Source organism: Psychrobacter sp. PL15, assembly GCF_035984995.1.
GTDB lineage: Bacteria > Pseudomonadota > Gammaproteobacteria > Pseudomonadales > Moraxellaceae > Psychrobacter.
In genome coordinates this window covers 190,160-209,847 of sequence record NZ_JAXCIB010000006.1, presented here as the reverse complement: position 1 = coordinate 209,847, position 19,688 = coordinate 190,160, and the positions used below count along the sequence as shown (strand labels likewise).

The following is a 19,688-nucleotide window of genomic DNA, read 5'->3' as shown; positions in this document are numbered from 1 at the left end:
TGTTTGCGAAAATCTAGTGAATAAGTCATGAGTATTTATAATAGTAATAGGTTAGTTGGTTTAGTTTATAACATTTTTAAAGGAAATTGACTATATCTCAACTCATCAAAAGGGAGAAAGGTAGAATATTCAAATGGCGGTTGGGTAGAATATGGCAATAAAGGTAAGCCAATACCGATTAGCCCAATTTATAAGGAAAGTATTGGAAGGATTCAATTAAGAATTCAAGAAAAAATTAGAAAAGCGGTTGAAGCTAAAGAGGGAAAATAAAATGAATACACATATTTTAGATAGGTTTGATAAGATTTTTTATGACTTAAACGAAGTTAGTATTAATGATGTTTATATTAGAAATAAAGATGAAACAGAAATTGAATTTAACCCATTAAATTTTAAAAATGATAAGCCTAAAGATCAAAGTTTTAGTGAGTATTTTTTTAAACCTTTTAAAGATACCCAACCTGAAATGTACAAGATTTTATCTGAGGTTAAAGAAGTTTTTTTCTACGGAATTGAGAGATCGTCTATTCCAGAGATACTTTCTGATGCTACGGCGTTTGGTATAAATATAAATGGTATTATTGTATTTTTAGGGTATACGCCTTACATTGATAAGCATGCTCAAAGAAATGAGTTCAATTTACCTAGAGAGATTATTCAATCTTGGCTATGGCATAGTGCTGGTTGGTATATTCCTGAGGGTATTAATATTCCACCACTAAATGCAAGTGGCTTGCCGTCTAGTAATAATCCATCCATAGGGTCGGTCTATAAAGATCTTAGAAAAACAGACAAAAAAGCTCAGGGAAAGGTATCTTTTTTAGAGAAAAAATTTGATCAACCTTTTTTGATAGAATATGGTTATAAAGGCGATGAAAAACATGATACGCACTTTCAATTGCACGCATTAATTGATACAAGGTTTAACGGTTTAGAACAACAGGAAAATTTCCAAATATTCTCTATCACTAATCATATTCAAAAGGATATGTTTCTTATCCAAGACCAAGATGTTTATAGCATTAAGAAACTTGTCAATCCAGCACAAGCAATAGACAAGTACGCAGCCCATTTACTATCAAGACAGGACGGTTTCTTTGACTTTAGAGATTATGGAGAAGAGTTTCAATATTGAAATAAAATTATGTATTTTATGAATTGTATGGACTGATCAGAGCTTGAGACCTTCAACTTCTTAATTGTTTAAAGTAATAGAGCACCGATATACTTAAGCTCAATTAAAAACCTTTGACTAATTGTAAGACTAAGGCTTTTGTTAATGGTAAACGATAGAACAGTAAAACACTGAACCTTGCCGTCAATCCCATACAGTTAAATTTGGGAGATTTTAATCACGCATCTTAACAGTAAATCAAACCACGTTTAGTTCAGCAATCGGTAGCCATTCGCTAACAATGAAACAGTATGATACGACTTTTGGAGGAGTGCGGATGTAGATTTACACCCTTTTTAGCAAAATCTATCTAAGTTAAATGTATAAAATATATACCTAATTTTTTATGATAAAGTATAATTTTTATACATTATAAGTGACCAAGATTGACATATCTGACTTGATAAATAACGTTAAATGACGCTAAACGTCATTTGAAATATTATCCTGTATCCCCTTATTGGTAAGGATTTTTAGGTTAAAGTACTTTAATACAGGTTAATGAAATATGGTGGGTCTAGCCTGTCACGCCGGGGGTCGCGGGTTCGAGTCCCGTCCGCTGCGCCATATTTAGTAAAAATTTAAAACGAATTTAGACTTTGAGTTTAAGCAAGTTTCGCCTCAGACATTAGATTGTTTGAGGTTTTTTTGTGTCTGATGTTTCCTATTCCCTACTGATTTGATTAAGGGTTTGCTAGAACTACGTCAACATGACCTATAACAAACTTATAAAACCAACACTTACAAAGATCAATTACCCTTCTATATTAAGTGTAGTACTAAGCATTATGTTTCTTATCTTAACCTTTCTTTAATATGCAATTTGCTACTCTAATGGCCTTCAAGCAGATATTCAACAAGGTGTCACCATGAATCAGATTAGCGACTGGGTACTGGCTATCATGGCAAAGTTTGGCTACTTCGGTATTATATTTGCCATGTTTGCCGAAAACGTTTTTCCGCCCATACCGTCTGAGGTTATTATGCCAGCAGCAGGCTTTGCTGTGGCGAGAGGCGACTTAAGCCTAGTATTGGTCATACTAGCAGGTACGCTCGGAACGGTACTTGGCGCTCTACCCTTATATTACTTGGGAAGCCTGTTTGATGAAGAGCGTCTAGTACTGTTTGCTAAAAAATATGGTAAGTATGTGTTTGTTAAGTCTGATGACGTCCTAGCTGCTAGTCATTGGTTCGATAAACATGGTAAAAAAGCAGTGTTTTTTGGACGAATGGTGCCCGGCATTCGCTCACTTATCTCTATTCCTGCCGGTATGAATAAAATGCCGATGCTTCCCTTTTTGCTACTGACTGCTCTGGGATCAAGTATTTGGATAACTTTACTGACACTGGCAGGCTATCACTTCGGTAGTAATTATGACGTTATCGAAGCCGTACTCGCGCCATATTCTAAAGTTTTCTTGCTAGTTGCCGTGGCTATTATCATTGGTTGGTTTATTAAGCGGCGACTCTCTAGTCAGCACAATAAAAACACTGTCTAGTACTGGAACTTACTCGTTAATCCTATAAATTTAACCACTTTAAATATTAACTCTGAATGACTTTTCCAATTTAGTTCTCTTAACATTTTCTTAACAGACTACTTGCTACCTTAGAAGCCTAAGCCCTCTCTAACTCTGTTAAGAAGTCAGTATATGTTAAGACAACTAGTTCCTAATATAAATATTGCTAAAGCTAATAACACAGACAGCGATATCAGTAAGTTCTATAATCGTGAGGTTAGTCTCGCTTATCTTATTATAATGGTTGCGCTATATCTCGTTGCGACTGCAAATATTGGCTTCTTTAGGCAAGCGTTGGCTATTTATCCTTTTGCTGACAATATTGGCTTTATAGTTTCTCTTACCGGCTTACTGTTTGGGCTGATGTGGTTGCTATTTCAGCTGCTATGCTACCGGCCTACAGCAAAAGTAGTGCTGGTTGCCATGATAATGATTGCTGCAATCTGCGGCTATTTTACTGATGCTTACGGAACGATATTTGACCGTGATATGCTGATTAACAGCTTGCAGACCGATCAAGCTGAAGCGATGGGATTGATGGCACCAAGCTTCGTCATCCACATATTATTATTGGGTGTACTACCCGCTTTTATTATTAGTAAGATTCGTATAAGGCGTCCCACTTGGCGACGAGCTATATTGCAAAAAGCAGTCACACTGATACTGTCTATTGCGCTAATCGCAATCTGTCTTTTGCCATTCGGCGATCAATACGCCAGCTTTTTTCGTCAGCATAAAATGGTGCGTAGTTATACCAATCCTATTACCCCTATTTATTCGGTGATCAAACTAGGTACTGACTATTTCGATGAGCTACGCCGACCTGATACCTTAATACTGCATGCGACAGATGCAAAGCGTGTAGCGCCCGCCAATAGTACTGCAAAACCTAAGCTGATGGTATTTGTGGTGGGTGAAACCGTTCGTGCTGATCATATTGGCTTAAATGGTTATAAGCGCGATACCATGCCATTACTAGCCAGCCAACCAGATATCTATAGCTTTAAGGATGCGACTTCCTGTGGCACCTCTACTGCTTATTCAGTCCCTTGTATGTTTAGTTACTCTAATAGAGCGAACTACGACGTAGATACTGCTAAGTATAATGAAAACGTCTTAGATACGCTTAATAAACAAGGCGTTAATGTCATTTGGCGTGATAATAACTCTAGCTCTAAAGGCGTGGCAGATCGAGTGATTTTAGAGGACTATAAAACACCTGAGGTGAATCCTAACTGTGATATTGAATGCCGAGATATCGGAATGCTTGATGGTTTTGACACATTGGTTAAGTCAGACACAACGCCAAAAGACACGCTAATTTTGCTACATCAAATGGGCAATCATGGACCTACTTATTACCAACGTTACCCCAAAACATTTGAAACATACAAACCGGTTTGTATGACTAACGAGCTGTCCAAATGTGATGATCAGTCAGTTATCAACAGTTATGACAATGCTATTCGTTATACCGATTACTTCTTGAATGCAGTTATCGATACGCTAAAACCCTATCAACAGGACTATGATGTGGTGATGGTATATATTAGTGATCATGGAGAAAGTTTGGGCGAAAACAATATTTACTTGCATGGCCTGCCCTTCAATATTGCCCCAGATGCCCAGAAAAAGGTACCAGTGATTATTTGGTCGCCCAATGGCAATAATATTGACGCAGACAGCCTTTCTCGTATGACCAGTCAGCCAGTATCACACGATTTTATCACGCCAACTTTACTTAATTTCTTCGGTATTTCTACCCAAGAGGTGGCATCAGCCCCCACTTTTTTTAAATCTACCAATTAAGCTATTTTTTTACTCTAGAGCATATTGAACTTTTTTAATGGACAATAATTGTAGATAAAACGCTCATGGACAAAACACTCATGTATAAAATACTTATCGTTGAAGACAATCCCGATATCGTGGCAAATATCTATGCTTTTTTTGAACCAAAGGGCTTTGAATTGGACAATGCCCACAATGGACTCAGTGGCTTGGCACTGGCAGCAAGCAATCGTTATGACGTTATACTGCTAGATGTGATGCTACCCGGTATGGATGGCACCAAACTGTGCAAAACGCTTAGAGAAGAACTGCATAACAAAACGCCGGTATTAATGTTGACCGCGCGTGACACTATTTTAGATAAGGTGGCAGGGTTTGATAGTGGTGCTGATGATTATCTAGTCAAGCCCTTCTCCTTGATTGAATTAGAAGCTCGTATCAAAGCCTTGATACGTCGTTATCAAGATGAGCATTTTGGGCATAGTATAGAGGTAGGTGCTCTGTCTATAAATGTAGCTGAACATAGTATCAAACGAGAAGACCAACTGCTCAAGCTAACCCCCACAGGATTCAAAATCTTACATGCCTTGATGAATGCCTCACCTCGGGTCGTCAGTAAAACCGAACTTGAAGAAAAAGTATGGGGACAAGATATTCCAAGTAGTGACGCCCTTCGCACCCATTTACATAGTGTGCGTGCACAAGTTGATAAACCTTTTGATAAAAATATGATAGTAACGATGCCTGGTGTTGGTTACCAAATTATTGATCCGGGCAAGATATAAAATTTTATAATATGATTAAAATAATAAGCACTATTATAAGCAGCCGTATCTGTGTTTCTTCTTACCCTATCTACTGCCTTACACTATTAAGTAAATGCCATGTTCAATATAGACTCAATAGCCAATAAGTTTCGCATCTCATATTTTTTATTTGCTTTATTGCTTTGCACCACTTTCGTCAGTATTTTTATGTATGCTGAAGTCAGAATAGAGCAAGAATTGGTCAAAGCTCGTCTGCTACAACAGTTAGAGCTTAGTCAAGAAAGAAAGGGTGAGCAGTCTGTTTATATTGCAGACCCAGGCATTAAGATCTATCACTACGATGTCGCACCAACAGACTTACAGACTTTAGCGACCGAAACAGTACAGGAAATCTCTGTGACGGTGAATAATCAGGCTGGCAAGCTAAGGACCAATTTACACTTTTTTACCTATCAACAAGACAAACAAGCCTATATTTTGACTTACTTAGAAGACAGCGAAATGGTGATGGAAAACTATCCTGTTTTGGCAATTTTTGAGCACCTAGAAGACATCTTTGCTGATGCGCTGAGAATCGCTGTCATTTTAAGTTTGCTTATCGCCGCAATATTCTCTCATTTATCATCTAGACAAATTACCAAGCCACTATTAAATCTAAAGCAAGCGGTAGAAACCGATCATCAAAATTTAACTGAATTGACTCACCTACCCTCAGAGGTTGGAGTGTTAGCAAGGGCAATAGATACTCAAAATCATAAACTGGCAGAGTATCTAAAGCGTGAGCAGCTATTTACCGGGGACGTCAGCCACGAATTGCGTACGCCATTGACTATTATATTAGGGGCATCAGAAGTGCTTGCCGCGCAATTAGAAGACGATCACTATCTAAGCGAATTCACTAACCGTATCAGTAGTACGGCTAAAGAAACCTCTGAGATTATCAGCGCCTTATTATTACTATCTCGTAATCCTGAGCAACTGGACACGCCGCAAACGTCTATCAATAGTATCGCTATTAGCGAGATTGCACGCCTAAAATATTTAATCAAGTATAAACCCGTGACTTGTACCGTAGTCGCTGAGCAGGACTATGTGGCAGACGTACGGCCTGAGCTGCTAAAAATGGCTTTGGGTAATCTAATAAAGAACGCCTTTCAGTACACTGATGATGGTGAAGTAACGGTCACTATTGATGCTGAAAAGATTACAGTCACCGATACCGGTCTTGGCATTCCTGAGATTATGATGCCGCTACTGTATGAGAGGTTTGAGAGGTTTGAGCGTTTAGACCATAACAATACAGACTTTCAGAGTGACGGCAAGTCCACAAATCATACAGAATCATATGAGTACTCTAATAATAAAGTGGAAGGTACAGGGTTAGGTCTTAGCATCGTACAACGTATCATGACTCATATGGGCTGGGAATTAACGCATCAAGCAAATAAGACCGGTGGTAGTACTTTTAGTATTTGTTATAAGTAGGATTTATTATAAGTAAGGTTTCTTATGAATAGCGCCTATTAATAGCTGCTGTTAAAAACTTACAAGGCTGTAAAACACTTTATGTATAACTGGCTAAAAAAATCAAACTTGCGATGCAATGTGCCCTTAATATTTTTTTTCTTGCTGTTCGTGAGCGTGACAGAGGCTACAAAAAATTCTTATCAGCAGCACTATGTCCTTTTAAAATCAGCTCGACTATAGCTAGTGACTTCCTCTCAACTGCGATACTTGCAACAATAATGATATCGGTGATCGCACTTAAACTATAATTTTAACCTTAATGAACAGCAGTAGCCGATACCATGATAGACGAGGTGTCGATTACTGCTTTTTTGTATGTGTAGCGTTTAACATGGGAATGCTTATTAATGACGCTATCAAAAACGTCTCTAGTTTAATAACCATCATGTTTTACAGTGCTTTATGCTTCCACGAACCAATATTGTCTTAACGCTTTCTTAATCTGCCCTGTCTTATACTGGTTTGATAAGAACAGTGTCCTGATTTTTTGTTGCATTATTTTTTCGCTATTCAAAATTTACAGCATACTTTGATATTAATAGCTATTGAGAATTCAATATGAGCAAAGTTAATCCCATTAATCTTGCGAACGACCAGGTCCATTGCGATCTTTCAAACCAAACGCCCGCCAATCAGTTGCTTACTCCCGATAGCTATGCCGGTCAGGCTAAAGGCAAAAAAGGGTTTTCTCGTATTATAAAAGCTACCGGTTACTCTGTAGATGGTTTTAAAGCCGCTTACAAGTTTGAAGCGGCTTTTAGACAGGTTTTTTGGCTTAATCTCGTATTGTTTATGCCGATTATATTCATACCGTTTGGTACCAGCATAAAAATGATGTTAATAATCGCCTCTTTTTTATCACTTATCGTCGAGCTATTTAACACGGGGCTTGAAGCCAGTGTTGACCATACTTCAACGGACCAACATCCACTGGCTAAAATAGCCAAAGACGTGGGTTCTGCCGCGCAGTTTTTGGCGTTATTGCTATTATTTATCTTATGGTTAATGGCGTTATCAGGCCTTAATTTGGCGGTATTGGCAGAGCCGATATCCTGATACTGTGAATGCTGAGCCATTTTTTATTAAGCCAATCGCAGCATTGTCTAGCCGAGAGCTAGGCTATCTGTTAATCACTATTATTATGGTACCTACTACTATTGCGCTGCTCAAAGGCGTAACTCACGTTAGTTGCCCGAATCACTTGACTCTTTTTAGTGGCGATTTGCCCTACCTTAATCTCTGGCAAAACATAGTCGCTATGACACCAGCAAAGTGCTTTCCAGCCGCTCATGCCAGCGCCGGGTTTTCTTTATATGGGTTAGCGTTTTTACCCACACTACGACAGCATCGCTATAAAATATTTGCAATAGTCACTGTCTTAGGATGGACGATGGGCCTGTATAAAATGCTTTTTGGCGACCATTTTTTTAGTCATACCCTAGTATCAATGCTGCTGTCATTGACAATAGCTTGCGCGCTCGCAAGTGTCTTTTTCAAAATAGCGGCAGTTAGACCTATCAGATAAGCGTTGATTGCCGACAGACTTAAGGCAAGACCTGCAACTACAGCCTCGATATCGGTCGCTATGATCAGAGACAGCAATATTAGATGGTTTAGCTTAATCCGTATATCATGATCATTGACCGGCTAAAACTCTGGACAGTTAAATATAGCTGCTAACTTAATGTTTGATATGCGCTAAGTCTCTGCTATGTATTACTCTGTATAATGAGCTTATACCCAACAAAGGATGACATCATGAAAAAGCTATCAACCCTAAGCAAATCTATTATTATGGCACTTAGCATTATCAGCATCGGTAGCGCTACGATCGCAGTAGGACAAGCAGCTACGTCAAACAGTCAGATCAGTGAAGCAATGGCGGCGACCCAAAGTAAGGTCAGTCTTGAGCAAGCGATTGTTATTGCCAACAAAACAGTCAAAGGTGATGTCATCAGCGCAGAATTTGATCAAAATGACCATGCAGCGGGTGGTAAATACGAGGTTAAAATTATCGCTAATAATACTGAGTATGAAGTAAAAATCGACGCAAATACCGGTAAGGTGGCGAGAAACAAGCAAGACAAACTTGATAAAGAAGATATAGCAGAATATAACGCTATGAGACAGTCTAAAATTAGTCTAAACCAGGCGATAAAAAAGGCTACCCAAAGCGTCAATGGAACAGTGATTGAAGCAGAGTTTGACATAGATTTTGGCAAACCTACCTATAAGATTGAAGTCGCTAAAGGCAATCAAGTACATAAAGTAGTTATTGACAGCATGACCGGCAAGATTATTCGTAGTCAAGTCGAAGCAGTAGACAGTGATGACTAATAGCACTGCAAATAATAAATACTAAGATAGCCAGCCAGAACCTTGCCTTTAATACTTTATAAAAAGCTCTAAGCAATACGACGGTATTGTTTAGAGCTTTTTGGTTTAAAAACGTTACTATAAATAGGTCACTATAGTCATATCTCTAGCATATCGAAACTAAAAAACTAAAAAACTGAGATACTGGACGCAGATGGACCACCAAATATATCAAGCAGTGAGATTAACGCTGTAACGCATTGATATGAGTGTTGACACATAAATAAAGGAATTGCCATGCGCGTGTTACTGGCCGAAGACGACTTAATGATTGGCGAGAGTCTAAGCGACGCTTTGCACGACGAAGCTTATATCGTTGATTGGGTCAAAGATGGCCGCCAGGCTATTCTGGCACTAAAGGTACAGCCTTATGACATTATATTATTGGACTTGGGCCTACCAGAAATCGATGGTATGGGCGTATTGACCGCCATTCGTGATGCTAAGATTGACACCCCTGTGTTGATCATTACCGCTCGCGATGAGGTAAAGGACCGTATTGCAGGTCTTGATTCAGGGGCAGATGACTATGTGGTCAAACCTTTTGAGCTGGGAGAAATTTTTGCGCGAATGCGAGTCCTGGTTCGTCGGGCTCAAGGTAAAGCCGACAATCAGCTCACCGTTGGCAACTTAAACCTAGATACCGCCCATAAACGAGTCGCCATGGACTCTATTCCTGTCGATTTGACTGCTAAAGAATATATGCTACTCGCCACCTTCATGCTGTCACCTGAAAAAGTCATGTCAAAAACTGAGCTTGAGGACTCGCTATATGGCTGGGGTGGTGAAGTTGAAAGTAATGCCGTTGAGTTTCTGATTCATAGCTTAAGAAAAAAACTTGGACAAAATAGAATTAAAAACGTACGAGGACTTGGTTGGTATATCAGTAATAACAAAGTAATTACGCCAAAGGATAGTTAGTCAATACTTTCACAGCATACAGTCATTAGGAAGGTCTTAAAGGCGCAGCTATGCGCTCAGGTGCTGTACGATATTTATCCTTTATTACCTATAAAACCTATACTACTTTCAAAGACTCATACTATGCCATCTATACGCCAGCTCTTTAAATCTATGCAGTTTCAGCTGATTTTTTGGTCAGTTTTAGCGCTGTTACTATTAGCGATAATCGCTGGTGGCTATGGGTTTTGGTACAGCTATAAAGAAATTAATGAGTTCCAAGACGACAACCTTAAGAGCATGTCAGCGTTACTTGAACAAACGCTTGATATTGGCATGTCTGATTCCAATCAGCTGCATGAAACGAGCATCCACTTTGATACCGATGAAGACGATGGCAGTATCACGGTTGATGTAATCAATACGGCGATAACAGCGCCAATAACCTACAACTCATTGCATAACGACAGTACCTCCAAAGATCATAGCGATGACGATTTTGATGATCTGACTTTAGACGATCTCGATTCGATACCAGTAGGCATCAGTACCAAAATGATAGATGACCATGTATGGCGCGTCTATCGCAGTAATAATGCAGACCAGGTTATCATCGTGAGGCAGCGTACCGAGTTTCAAGAAGACCTGGCCAAATCCAGCGCTATGCAATCTTTTCTTCCTTTAATTGTTGGTATGACATTTTTGATGTTGCTATTACCATTCATAATGTGGCGGATGCTCAAACCTGTACGTCAACTACAGATTGAGATTAATAAGCGGCAAGAAAGTGATCTGCATCCTTTATCTATTAGCAATTTGCCAACTGAGCTATTACCTTTAGCGGAATCTTTAAATCGTCTATTAGCGCTAGTGAAGATCAGTATTGAACGTCAGCAACGTTTTATTGCTGACGCCGCACACGAGCTGCGCTCTCCCCTAACGGCAGTTTCCTTACAACTACAGCGGTTACAACGTCTGACCAGTGATGCGGTCATGACCGAAGGCTTAGACAAGCTTGCCATCCGCCTGAAGCGCAATCAACGATTGGTCGAACAGCTTCTAACGCTCGCTCGAGCAGGTAATATTAATATTACCAATAATACCAAGCATGAGCGAATCTCTATCAAAACTATTGTCGAACAAGTGATCGGTCTATTAGTGCCAATCGCTGATAATAAAAATATAGAACTGACTGTCCAATTATCAGACGTTCCCACATTGGCAGCACAAGTGAGCGTGGATGAAACTGCCTTGTTAATGCTCGTCAAAAACCTTATCCAAAACGCTATTGTTTATACTCCCGATAACGGCCAAGTAGCGGTTAAACTGTCACGATTTAGCGCAACAGCGAAAGAAGTCAGACGTCACGACACTAGTCTACTATATAGCCTTGGCACTCATATTATTGGACTTACAAAGCAAAATAATTTACCCCGTTGGCTTGCTGGTAGGCTGGTATTACAAGTCATGGATTCAGGCCCAGGTATTCGCCCTGATGAGTATAAAAATGCATTTGAGCCATTTGTAAGACTTAATCAGATCAGTAGTACTGTTGAAAAAACCTTAAACAATATTGGTCTCACGCGATCTGATAGTGCGACAACCAAATCTGAATTCATAGAGGGGACAGGGTTAGGACTGTCGATAGTTAAATCGATCTGTGAGCAAGCAGGTATCGATGTTTTTATGCATGGTTCTATCTTGACGGCTGCCAATCGGGAAGACAATCGGGGGCTGTGTGTCACGTTGGTTTTTTAAAGCCTGCTACAGCATATAAATGAACGACTTTATAATAACGTAAAGACAAATCATTATTTAGAATAACGTAATAAACACTTAGTTTTATGATTTAAACTTTTGTTCATTTATGTTGGATATCGTAAGTTTTTTAGTAGAAAGGTTTTTCAGCAAGAGAGTCTTTAGCAAGAGAGTCTTTAATAGGCGATGTCGCCAAGGTAACTAGCTCTAGTTGAATCGGTTTAAGCTCAACTGTTTTTATCTCGGGACGTGCCAGACTAGCCATAGATACTACAGCCCAGGCAGTGAGACCGTGCAATATGATGACTAGCATCGTTATCAAGGCATTAATAGAGCGAGTAAATGAATTTGGTATCATAAGGGTTTATAAGACGGCCGATTAGAAATAAGCGTGAGCATAGTTTAAGGAGAGTGATAAATTGACCCGTTAAGCTCGAATGTGTTGCGTAAAACACTGGGCAGTTTATAAGTATTTTATATACTTTATTGATTTTAACGAGCATTTTATGATCTGATTAAAGATATAGACTGTCTTATGTTGGTTGTGGGTTATTTCATAGCTTTACGGCCATCCGACAATCTCTCTTTCAGTATCTTTGCAGCCTCTGAAAACGCTACTCTTGCGTCGTCTATTTCCCCTGCCATATTCATAAAGGGATGCGGTAGAGTTTCGTAGATTTTTAGCTCAGTGTCGACACCAGCGTCTTTAAGTTTTTGTGCGTACTCAATACCCTCATCTCTAAGTACATCAAAGCCTGCCACCAGTATTACCGCCGGTGCAACGTCACTGACATCACCAAATAAAGGTGACGCGAGTGGATCAACCTTATTGCTCTCATTATTTATATAATGGTCAATGTACCAACGGGCTTGTGAGCGATCCAGAAAGAAGCCATCACCAAATAAATCATAAGACGACCGCTCTGTACTCATATCAACCCAAGGTACCCATAACAGTTGTAGCATGGGTGAATCTTGGTCAAATTTGGTCTGCTGCGCCACCACAGCTGCCAAATTGCCGCCAGCACTATCGCCACCATGAGAATACACTATGGCGGATTGCTGATCTGCTGCGTCTAGGGGTCGATAACGGCGCAGACGAATGCTGCGTCGTCATTTATGGAATATAGACTTAATATTTACTTTACCAAGCCAACTCAAGTAGACTCATAAAAATCCAGTATAAATGAGTATTGACTCAGTCATAAGAAACTCATATCTATATAACAAGCAGCGTATTTACATAGTTTTATTGATAACTGATAGACTAAGAGGACTATACAAGGAAGAGCCGTATGATAGGAATTGAGTTTTATACCAATGGGCATATCATCAGCGAAACTGATAGTATGCGCCAAAAATTAGGCGCATTAGCTAAGCAGTACTGTGCCACATCGGCCATCATTATCACCGATGCTGGAATTTCTCAGCTGGGTTATGACGATATTGCGCAACGGTCATTGCAAGACGCTGGCGTTCAGGTAGTTATCTTTAATGAGGTCGTTGCTGATCCCCCTATTGAAGTGGTTAATAACGCTATTGAACTTGCTAGAGCCAATCAATGTGACTTAGTCATCGGTTTGGGTGGTGGCAGCTCTATTGATACCGCAAAAATCGTTGCTTTATATCCCAATGATTTCGAATCAGTCAACGATATTTTAGATCTTGATTTGAGTGATTTTAAGAAGTTACCGCTATTCGCAATACCCACTACTGCAGGCACAGGGGCCGAGGCCACCTTTGTATCGGTAATCACGGCTAAAGATGGTAGTAAAAAGGCCATTTATACCCCCAAAATATTACCCGATGTCGCCATTCTAGATGCCACCCTAACGCTCAAGCTACCTCAGCATATCACTGCTGCAACCGCACTTGATGCGATGGTACATTGTATTGAAGCTTATACCAGCCGTACTAAAAAGAATCCTATTTCAGATGCGATGGCCGCTAAAGGGTTGCAGATGCTATGGAATAACTTTGAACGGGTACTTGAGCAAGGTGATGATCTTGAAGCCCGTGCCGAGATGCTATTAGGCTCGACTCTAGCAGGCATAGCATTTGTCAATTCTTCGGTAGCTGCGGTTCACGGGTTATCTTATCCGCTTAGTATTAATTTCCATATTCCCCATGGACACGCTAATGCGCTAGTGATGTGTCCGGTATTTACTTTTAATTTGCCAGAAGCAGCATCCATGTACGCAGAATTAGCCAGAGTCGTCATGCCAACTCAGATTTCTAATATGACTGATTTAGTCGCGGCAGAACGCTTTATTGAGCAATTAAAAAAGTTTTTAGAGATGAGTGGTCTGAAATACCGTTTGAGTGAACTGGATATTATGGAAGAAGATATTCCCGATCTAGCGGATATCGTCATCAATACTTATGCACGACTCATTGCCACCAACCCTAGAGATATGACCTTAGGAGATGTGACTGCCATTTATAAAGAAATACTCTAATAAGTAGCGGCATTCATTAAGACTATTTGCTAAAATCATGACCTGACAAAACCATTATTAATCAAGGAAGATTATTATGTCAAAAATTATGTCGAAATATGAAATAAGTGTGGTTGTTGATGGCTTTCATTATTTAGAAGGCCCTCGCTGGCATAAAGGTGCCTTATGGTTTGTCGATTTTTATACTCAAGGCGTCTACCGGGTGAACGACCAGGGTGTGGCAGAGAAAATCGTTCATGTCGAGCAACAACCCTCCGGTTTAGGCTGGTTACCGGATGGCCGTATGCTAGTCGTATCCATGAAAGACCGTAAAGTATTACGCTTGGAAGGCCATGGTGAGTTGGTCGTGCATGCCGATATTTGGGATCATTGTGCAGGTCATACCAATGATATGGTGGTAGCACCAAATGGTAATGCCTATGTCGGCAACTTTGGCTTTGACTTGATGAGTGGCGCTGATCATAAAGATGCCGCATTAATACTGGTCAAAGTAGACGGTAGCTCACAGGTGGTTGCCGAAGGCTTATCTTTTCCAAACGGTATGGTTATCTCTGCCGATCAAAAGACCTTAATCGTCAACGAGCTGTTTGGTAATAGAATTTCACAATTCGATATCGAAGAAGATGGCTCTCTTGGCGAAAGACGCGATTTTGCGAGTTTTGGCGCATTAGGGGATGAGCCTAATCTCGGCTCCCGTATAGGTCAGGCTAAAATATTACCAGATGGCTTGGCTTTAGATGCAGAAGGAGCGGTATGGTTTGCTGACACAATAAACCATCGCGCCGTGCGTATGGCAGAAGGCGGTGAGATTTTAGAAGTAATAGATACTGACCCTGAAGGTGTCTTTGCCGTCGCTTTGGGTGGCAAAGAGGGTAAAACGCTGTTTATGTGCGCGGCACCAGATTGGGATGAAGCCTCTCGCAAGTCTGAGACCAAGGGTCGTATGCTGTCTACCCAAGTGAATGTTGGTCATGCCGACACCCCATAGCCTAGGGTAATAAAGCAGCAATTAGGAAACAAGGGTGTCTATCACCTACTATTTCTTAGTTGCTGCTTTTTTTGCTCATTATTTTAACGATTGACTATAAAATAATTGAGCCTTGTCTGCTATTTTTAATGGTTAACGCTAATACTGGCAACTCGCTTATTGATTGCAACTGCCGTATTAAAGATCTAAAAAGTATCAAGCCTTTTCACCATGATGCCAATGATAACGCGCTACGCTGGGTGATAAAGCCATCCGGCGTTTGTCCATTGTCCCCTTGCCAGCGCTGAAATGCTTTGCGAGTATTAGTACCGACGATGCCATCAGCACCCTTAGTGTCGTAGCCTGCATTGGTCAGCCGTTGCTGTAAATTGGTCACTTGCGAGGTTGATAAGGGACGCTCATAGCGTGGCCATGACTTTTGCAGTCCGCTTTGTCCAGCGATGGCTTTACCCAATAAGCTAACTCCTAGCGCATAGCTAGACGAATTGTTATAGACCTTGATAACGTCGAAGTTCTGACTTAACAATAATGCTGGGCCATCTTTGCCAGCTGGAAGCCAAAGCTCCATTGGGGTATTGGCATCTAAAAATACGTCAGCGATGGTATCAACACCAAGAGACGCCCATCTAGCCGCGGGTTGCTTACTATCAACAATCGAGTAGTCGAACGAGGCCGGCAAGGTAACTTCATAAAACGGTGCCAGACCACGAACCCAACCTGAGTTACTCAAATAGTTGGCGGTAGAGGCCAATGCATCAGCCGTTGACCACGGATTACGATGGCCATTACCATCACCATCTACCCCCTGTTTTAGCCAGGTATCTGGGATAAATTGCGTCTGTCCCATGCCACCTGCCCAAGAGCCTTCAAGCTGTGACCAAGACACATCACCACGTTGTAGCAGGGTCATTAAGGACAATAACTGAGTCTCGGCAAACGCTTGGCGACGACCATCATAAGCAAGAGTGGCAAGCGCACTAGGTAGATGGCTGCTCCCAGTCACAGCACCGTATGATGACTCCATACCCCAGATCGCAGCAATCACTTCGGCATTGACCCCATATTGCGATTCTAAACCTAATAAGTATGAACGCTGCTCCGAAAATTTACGTTTACCCGTACTAACCCGTCCATCTGAGACCGCAGAATCCGCATAGTCCCACGGCATCTTAGAAAATTCTGGCTGACCTGAATCTAATGAAATAACCTGTTGATTTAAATAAGCAGACCCGAGCAGACGCTGGACAGCTGAAGCATCATAACCTGATGACATCGCACGCATAGAGAAGTCTGACTTCCAGTCCGAAAAACTATTATAGCTTGGCTGCGGAACAGGCTTGGGCGTCACTATACTCGGTATGGGCTTTACTTGAATGGTTTGAGTCTGAGTAATTTGAACGCTACCTTGACGCACTGGTGTACTAGGCTTCTTGATGGCCTGCTGGCTTGTACAACCTACTATCAATACAGCAAAAAGTGACGTAGGCAAAAAGGCAATATATTGTTTTTTTAATATCATAAAAGGCCTCAAGTATTAATAAATAAAGTAATTAGTACAGTTATCAAAAAACAGCATTATATTTAACGTCCTAAGACTGCGCGTGGATCAATAGGATTACCATTTAGGCGCACTTGAAACTCTAAGCCAACTTGATTGGTTTGGCCAGAGCTACCCATACTGGCAATACGCTGAGCACGCTGTACCTGATCACCCTCTTTGACTAGCAACTGACTGTTGTGAGCGTAGGCGGTGATATAGTTTTCACTATGGCGAATCATGATTAAGTTACCATATTCTGGCAGTCCGTTACCCGAATAAAGCACCGTTCCAGATTGACTAGCAACGATTGGATCACCTTCTTTGCCGGCAAACCACATACCCATGTTGCCCGTTGACGCATCAAAGTTACGAACCACTTGGTTGCGACTGGGGTACTCGTAGCCTGAGGTCGAATTGGCAGTCACTTCGTACGCTGGACTTGAGTTGGTAGTGGCGGGCGGCGTATATGTTGGTGCCGGCGTACTAGCAGCAGCGTTGTCAGTATTGTTACGTGCAGGGGTTGCTTCGCTCCCCTCCCATAACTTGAGCCATTGCCCACTATAGATTGTATATTTACTATCTAAACCATTAAACGCCCCAACTTGACGATAATTTAATTTATAGCGCGAGGCAATTTGACTGACCGTATCACCACGCTTTACCAGATAATAATTAGGAACACCTTGAGCATTGGTAGTAACTTTAGGTCCCATTTGGGTCGGCGATTGATAGCTGGGTTTAGTGGCGCAACCTACCATCGTTAGCATCGCTACTGTCATGGTGCCCACCAAAGCGGCAGTCGCTAGCTGAGAGCCAGTCATCAGGTTTTTCATATAAGGTTTCCTATTTTTTAAGTTACTCACAAGTATCCTATGGGTTGGTGTACGACTTAAGAGCGCATATGTACAGTCATAAAGGCTCTATTGTGTGGACGGTCCTATATATACAGTCGTATATGTGCAGCCACTGCCATTATCACTCTATGGTTGGTGTTACTTTGTAATATAATTAGTGGCCACTTATAATGCTAGTTACAAGGTTACTATTATTTTTACTGTGATCTTTATTATGGTAGCTTTTGTTATTATGTCTTCATAGCGTCAATGCTGAAAGCCTAGCAAGGGTAGCCGTTGGCGTATGATGTAGTCGCACTGGCGACAAGCTAATATAACCGGCTGCGACCGCTTGATCGTCAGTATATATAGCTGACGCATCAGCCTATTTGGTTAACGCTGACTCATTTGCATCTTCAATGGCTGGTGTTGGCGACAAACAATACTCGCCTATGCTCTCTGTTGGCAACGCTTTCTGACTTTTGCGTAAAGACAACCAGTAGGCATCGCGCCCACGCGGGTCAATCACATGATGCACAGGACGAGCTATCTGACTGTGCCCCAGACTGGTAATCTTACGACCTTTGATACTATCGGCATTTTTTACATCAGGAATATTAACGTTTAATACATGATAGGGCAAACTTTTGAGCACTTCTAATATAGATGTTTCGGTCAAAATCTTGACGATCTCATTGGCTGCTACTTGATAATGACTGCTGTCGTCCTGCCCATTGCCTATTATTGCACCACCGACCAACGAAGTAGCAATGGCCAGTATCCCATCATCATTACTAATTAAAAATTCATTTCTACTCAATATACTCATATTTAACCGCTTATCTACTGGTATAACCATCCGTCTATCTGAGCACCTTGCTACTATAGAATTGCTATAATAAACGCTGGGTATTACACCTTTACTACTTAACGGTACTAGCACTTTATTATGACAGCTAGCGAATTTTCAAACGCTCTTTTGTCTCTATTATGATGATTACTCATACCATCGGCAGATTCTTATCTTTGGCTATGGCATTGTTGTCTTCATATATCGCTATCATACGAGCATAGTGTAAATCTTAGCGAGTCAGAGATAATCGGTGGGCGACACGAGGCGACAGCTCTACTGCTATAAAACGCTACTACTATAAATAGTTTTGATCATAATAAAAAGTAGCAGTTAATATGAAAGGTGAAAGATAACAACGCCAATTTAAATAGAACCGCATGGTTACGACGCGATAAGTTAAGACGCGATAAGTTAAGACATTATAAGATTGCAGTCGAGTATACCCTAATAATCTGCAGGCACGAACTAACTCTTGACCTCTGATTTACTTAGCAGTCGGTTTTATTATTATGATTATTGGTTAGTATTTGAAATATCCTGTTACAATAAGCAATAAATGATAACAATGTTAAATCATACTTTTAGGCTGACGTAACTTATGAATGGATACTGCTGATATGTTGCTGTAAAACGCCCACAGGTCACAATATAGCCACACACGACGCAATATTTTATGTGACTTTTGTTTTTTTAACTATTACCATATGACCATTAAATGAAGATAAGCGAGTGTGATACTTAATGAAAAATCAATCGATATTATCTATAGCTTCTACCATAGCAAAGTTCGCTTCAAAAGTCGGTTTTGCTGGACTGATAACATCAGCTGCCATGCTGTCCCAAACGGCCAATGCTGCTAGTAACCCAGCAACCACTATACCACTCGATATGTCCGGTATGAATATAACCAAGCATGAGATCGCGGTTATGCAAGTGTTGTCGGAGATTTGCCCACCCATGCTTTATGGCAAACAAAAGCAGCGATTCTATAAATCTTATACGGTGCAACTGCATGAGCTAATGCCCTCGTTAGAAGACCCAAAAGCCGCTATTCAGTATTTATCAACGCAGCAGGATTATCGCCAGATTCTACAGGGTATTCGCAGCTGGACAATGAAGTTCTCTAAACAAGAGAACAAAGCATTGTGCGAAGATCTAGCAAATGCAGAATACTAGCGGTACTAGTAGTGGTACTAGTAGCA

General features: G+C 40.8%; 17 protein-coding genes. 13 read left to right on the top strand and 4 right to left on the bottom strand.

All coding sequences use genetic code 11. The features are described 5' to 3' along the window. The first annotated feature begins 271 nt into the window (after nucleotides 1–271). From RCH20_RS07475 to RCH20_RS07430, 10 genes are all read left to right on the top strand, one after another. Complete coding sequence (locus tag RCH20_RS07475; protein WP_209958139.1) at nucleotides 272–1,135, top strand: hypothetical protein; 864 nt, start codon at nucleotides 272–274, stop codon at nucleotides 1,133–1,135. Between the two features lie 908 nt (nucleotides 1,136–2,043). Continuing rightward, nucleotides 2,044–2,673 (top strand): DedA family protein, encoded by a 630-nt coding sequence (locus tag RCH20_RS07470; protein ID WP_327193131.1) that lies wholly within the window; start codon nucleotides 2,044–2,046, stop codon nucleotides 2,671–2,673. Nucleotides 2,674–2,826: 153 nt separating this feature from the next. Continuing rightward, nucleotides 2,827–4,503: a phosphoethanolamine transferase gene (locus tag RCH20_RS07465; RefSeq protein ID WP_327193130.1), complete on the top strand. Its 1,677-nt coding sequence runs from the start codon at nucleotides 2,827–2,829 to the stop codon at nucleotides 4,501–4,503. Nucleotides 4,504–4,583: 80 nt separating this feature from the next. Beyond that, complete coding sequence (locus RCH20_RS07460) at nucleotides 4,584–5,270, top strand: response regulator transcription factor (protein ID WP_327193129.1); 687 nt, start codon at nucleotides 4,584–4,586, stop codon at nucleotides 5,268–5,270. Nucleotides 5,271–5,369: 99 nt separating this feature from the next. Beyond that, on the top strand, nucleotides 5,370–6,737 hold the full coding sequence (locus RCH20_RS07455) for a sensor histidine kinase (protein WP_327193128.1): 1,368 nt from the start codon (nucleotides 5,370–5,372) through the stop codon (nucleotides 6,735–6,737). Between the two features lie 600 nt (nucleotides 6,738–7,337). Further along, the gene (locus RCH20_RS07450; RefSeq protein WP_327193127.1) at nucleotides 7,338–7,835 is read left to right on the top strand and encodes a diacylglycerol kinase; all 498 of its coding nucleotides are present in this window, start codon (nucleotides 7,338–7,340) and stop codon (nucleotides 7,833–7,835) included. Nucleotides 7,836–7,920: 85 nt separating this feature from the next. Beyond that, on the top strand, nucleotides 7,921–8,304 hold the full coding sequence (locus tag RCH20_RS07445; RefSeq protein ID WP_327193136.1) for a phosphatase PAP2 family protein: 384 nt from the start codon (nucleotides 7,921–7,923) through the stop codon (nucleotides 8,302–8,304). Between the two features lie 233 nt (nucleotides 8,305–8,537). After that, on the top strand, nucleotides 8,538–9,116 hold the full coding sequence (locus RCH20_RS07440) for a PepSY domain-containing protein (RefSeq protein WP_327193126.1): 579 nt from the start codon (nucleotides 8,538–8,540) through the stop codon (nucleotides 9,114–9,116). A gap of 276 nt (nucleotides 9,117–9,392) precedes the next feature. Next, on the top strand, nucleotides 9,393–10,076 hold the full coding sequence (locus RCH20_RS07435; protein WP_327193125.1) for a response regulator: 684 nt from the start codon (nucleotides 9,393–9,395) through the stop codon (nucleotides 10,074–10,076). A 123-nt stretch (nucleotides 10,077–10,199) separates the two neighbouring features. Then, nucleotides 10,200–11,813 (top strand): ATP-binding protein, encoded by a 1,614-nt coding sequence (locus RCH20_RS07430; protein WP_327193124.1) that lies wholly within the window; start codon nucleotides 10,200–10,202, stop codon nucleotides 11,811–11,813. Nucleotides 11,814–12,362: 549 nt separating this feature from the next. On the opposite strand, the gene RCH20_RS07425 is transcribed toward RCH20_RS07430, so the two are convergent. Further along, nucleotides 12,363–12,863, bottom strand: coding sequence for an alpha/beta hydrolase fold domain-containing protein (locus tag RCH20_RS07425; RefSeq protein ID WP_327193123.1), 501 nt, complete (start codon nucleotides 12,861–12,863; stop codon nucleotides 12,363–12,365). Nucleotides 12,864–13,108: 245 nt separating this feature from the next. Here RCH20_RS07425 and RCH20_RS07420 point away from each other — a divergent pair, with 245 nt between their 5' ends. Both RCH20_RS07420 and RCH20_RS07415 read left to right on the top strand, forming a co-directional pair. Next, the gene (locus RCH20_RS07420) at nucleotides 13,109–14,272 is read left to right on the top strand and encodes an iron-containing alcohol dehydrogenase (RefSeq protein WP_327193122.1); all 1,164 of its coding nucleotides are present in this window, start codon (nucleotides 13,109–13,111) and stop codon (nucleotides 14,270–14,272) included. Between the two features lie 76 nt (nucleotides 14,273–14,348). After that, entirely contained in the window at nucleotides 14,349–15,260 is a 912-nt protein-coding gene (locus tag RCH20_RS07415; protein WP_327193121.1) for an SMP-30/gluconolactonase/LRE family protein, read from the top strand. 205 nt (nucleotides 15,261–15,465) lie between these two features. On the opposite strand, the gene RCH20_RS07410 is transcribed toward RCH20_RS07415, so the two are convergent. From RCH20_RS07410 to RCH20_RS07400, 3 genes are all read right to left on the bottom strand, one after another. Continuing rightward, nucleotides 15,466–16,779, bottom strand: a complete 1,314-nt coding sequence (locus RCH20_RS07410; protein WP_327193120.1) for a lytic murein transglycosylase — start codon at nucleotides 16,777–16,779, stop codon at nucleotides 15,466–15,468. A gap of 62 nt (nucleotides 16,780–16,841) precedes the next feature. Continuing rightward, nucleotides 16,842–17,633: a peptidoglycan DD-metalloendopeptidase family protein gene (locus tag RCH20_RS07405; protein ID WP_209958172.1), complete on the bottom strand. Its 792-nt coding sequence runs from the start codon at nucleotides 17,631–17,633 to the stop codon at nucleotides 16,842–16,844. 385 nt (nucleotides 17,634–18,018) lie between these two features. Beyond that, nucleotides 18,019–18,462 (bottom strand): 5'/3'-nucleotidase SurE, encoded by a 444-nt coding sequence (locus RCH20_RS07400; protein ID WP_327193119.1) that lies wholly within the window; start codon nucleotides 18,460–18,462, stop codon nucleotides 18,019–18,021. Nucleotides 18,463–19,227: 765 nt separating this feature from the next. On the opposite strand from RCH20_RS07400, the gene RCH20_RS07395 reads away from it, so the two are divergent. Continuing rightward, nucleotides 19,228–19,662, top strand: coding sequence for an MCR_0457 family protein (locus RCH20_RS07395; RefSeq protein ID WP_209958173.1), 435 nt, complete (start codon nucleotides 19,228–19,230; stop codon nucleotides 19,660–19,662). The last annotated feature ends 26 nt before the right edge of the window (nucleotides 19,663–19,688 follow it).

What these genes read in the sequence shown, in the direction of transcription:
- RCH20_RS07475 (WP_209958139.1), top strand. Translation starts at nt 272, where the DNA reads ATGAATACACATATTTTAGATAGGTTTGATAAGATTTTTTATGACTTA.
- RCH20_RS07470 (WP_327193131.1), top strand. Translation starts at nt 2,044, where the DNA reads ATGAATCAGATTAGCGACTGGGTACTGGCTATCATGGCAAAGTTTGGC.
- RCH20_RS07465 (WP_327193130.1), top strand. Translation starts at nt 2,827, where the DNA reads ATGTTAAGACAACTAGTTCCTAATATAAATATTGCTAAAGCTAATAAC.
- RCH20_RS07460 (WP_327193129.1), top strand. Translation starts at nt 4,584, where the DNA reads ATGTATAAAATACTTATCGTTGAAGACAATCCCGATATCGTGGCAAAT.
- RCH20_RS07455 (WP_327193128.1), top strand. Translation starts at nt 5,370, where the DNA reads ATGTTCAATATAGACTCAATAGCCAATAAGTTTCGCATCTCATATTTT.
- RCH20_RS07450 (WP_327193127.1), top strand. Translation starts at nt 7,338, where the DNA reads ATGAGCAAAGTTAATCCCATTAATCTTGCGAACGACCAGGTCCATTGC.
- RCH20_RS07445 (WP_327193136.1), top strand. Translation starts at nt 7,921, where the DNA reads ATGGTACCTACTACTATTGCGCTGCTCAAAGGCGTAACTCACGTTAGT.
- RCH20_RS07440 (WP_327193126.1), top strand. Translation starts at nt 8,538, where the DNA reads ATGAAAAAGCTATCAACCCTAAGCAAATCTATTATTATGGCACTTAGC.
- RCH20_RS07435 (WP_327193125.1), top strand. Translation starts at nt 9,393, where the DNA reads ATGCGCGTGTTACTGGCCGAAGACGACTTAATGATTGGCGAGAGTCTA.
- RCH20_RS07430 (WP_327193124.1), top strand. Translation starts at nt 10,200, where the DNA reads ATGCCATCTATACGCCAGCTCTTTAAATCTATGCAGTTTCAGCTGATT.
- RCH20_RS07420 (WP_327193122.1), top strand. Translation starts at nt 13,109, where the DNA reads ATGATAGGAATTGAGTTTTATACCAATGGGCATATCATCAGCGAAACT.
- RCH20_RS07415 (WP_327193121.1), top strand. Translation starts at nt 14,349, where the DNA reads ATGTCAAAAATTATGTCGAAATATGAAATAAGTGTGGTTGTTGATGGC.
- RCH20_RS07410 (WP_327193120.1), bottom strand. Translation starts at nt 16,779, where the DNA reads ATGATATTAAAAAAACAATATATTGCCTTTTTGCCTACGTCACTTTTT.
- RCH20_RS07405 (WP_209958172.1), bottom strand. Translation starts at nt 17,633, where the DNA reads ATGAAAAACCTGATGACTGGCTCTCAGCTAGCGACTGCCGCTTTGGTG.
- RCH20_RS07400 (WP_327193119.1), bottom strand. Translation starts at nt 18,462, where the DNA reads ATGAGTATATTGAGTAGAAATGAATTTTTAATTAGTAATGATGATGGG.
- RCH20_RS07395 (WP_209958173.1), top strand. Translation starts at nt 19,228, where the DNA reads ATGAAAAATCAATCGATATTATCTATAGCTTCTACCATAGCAAAGTTC.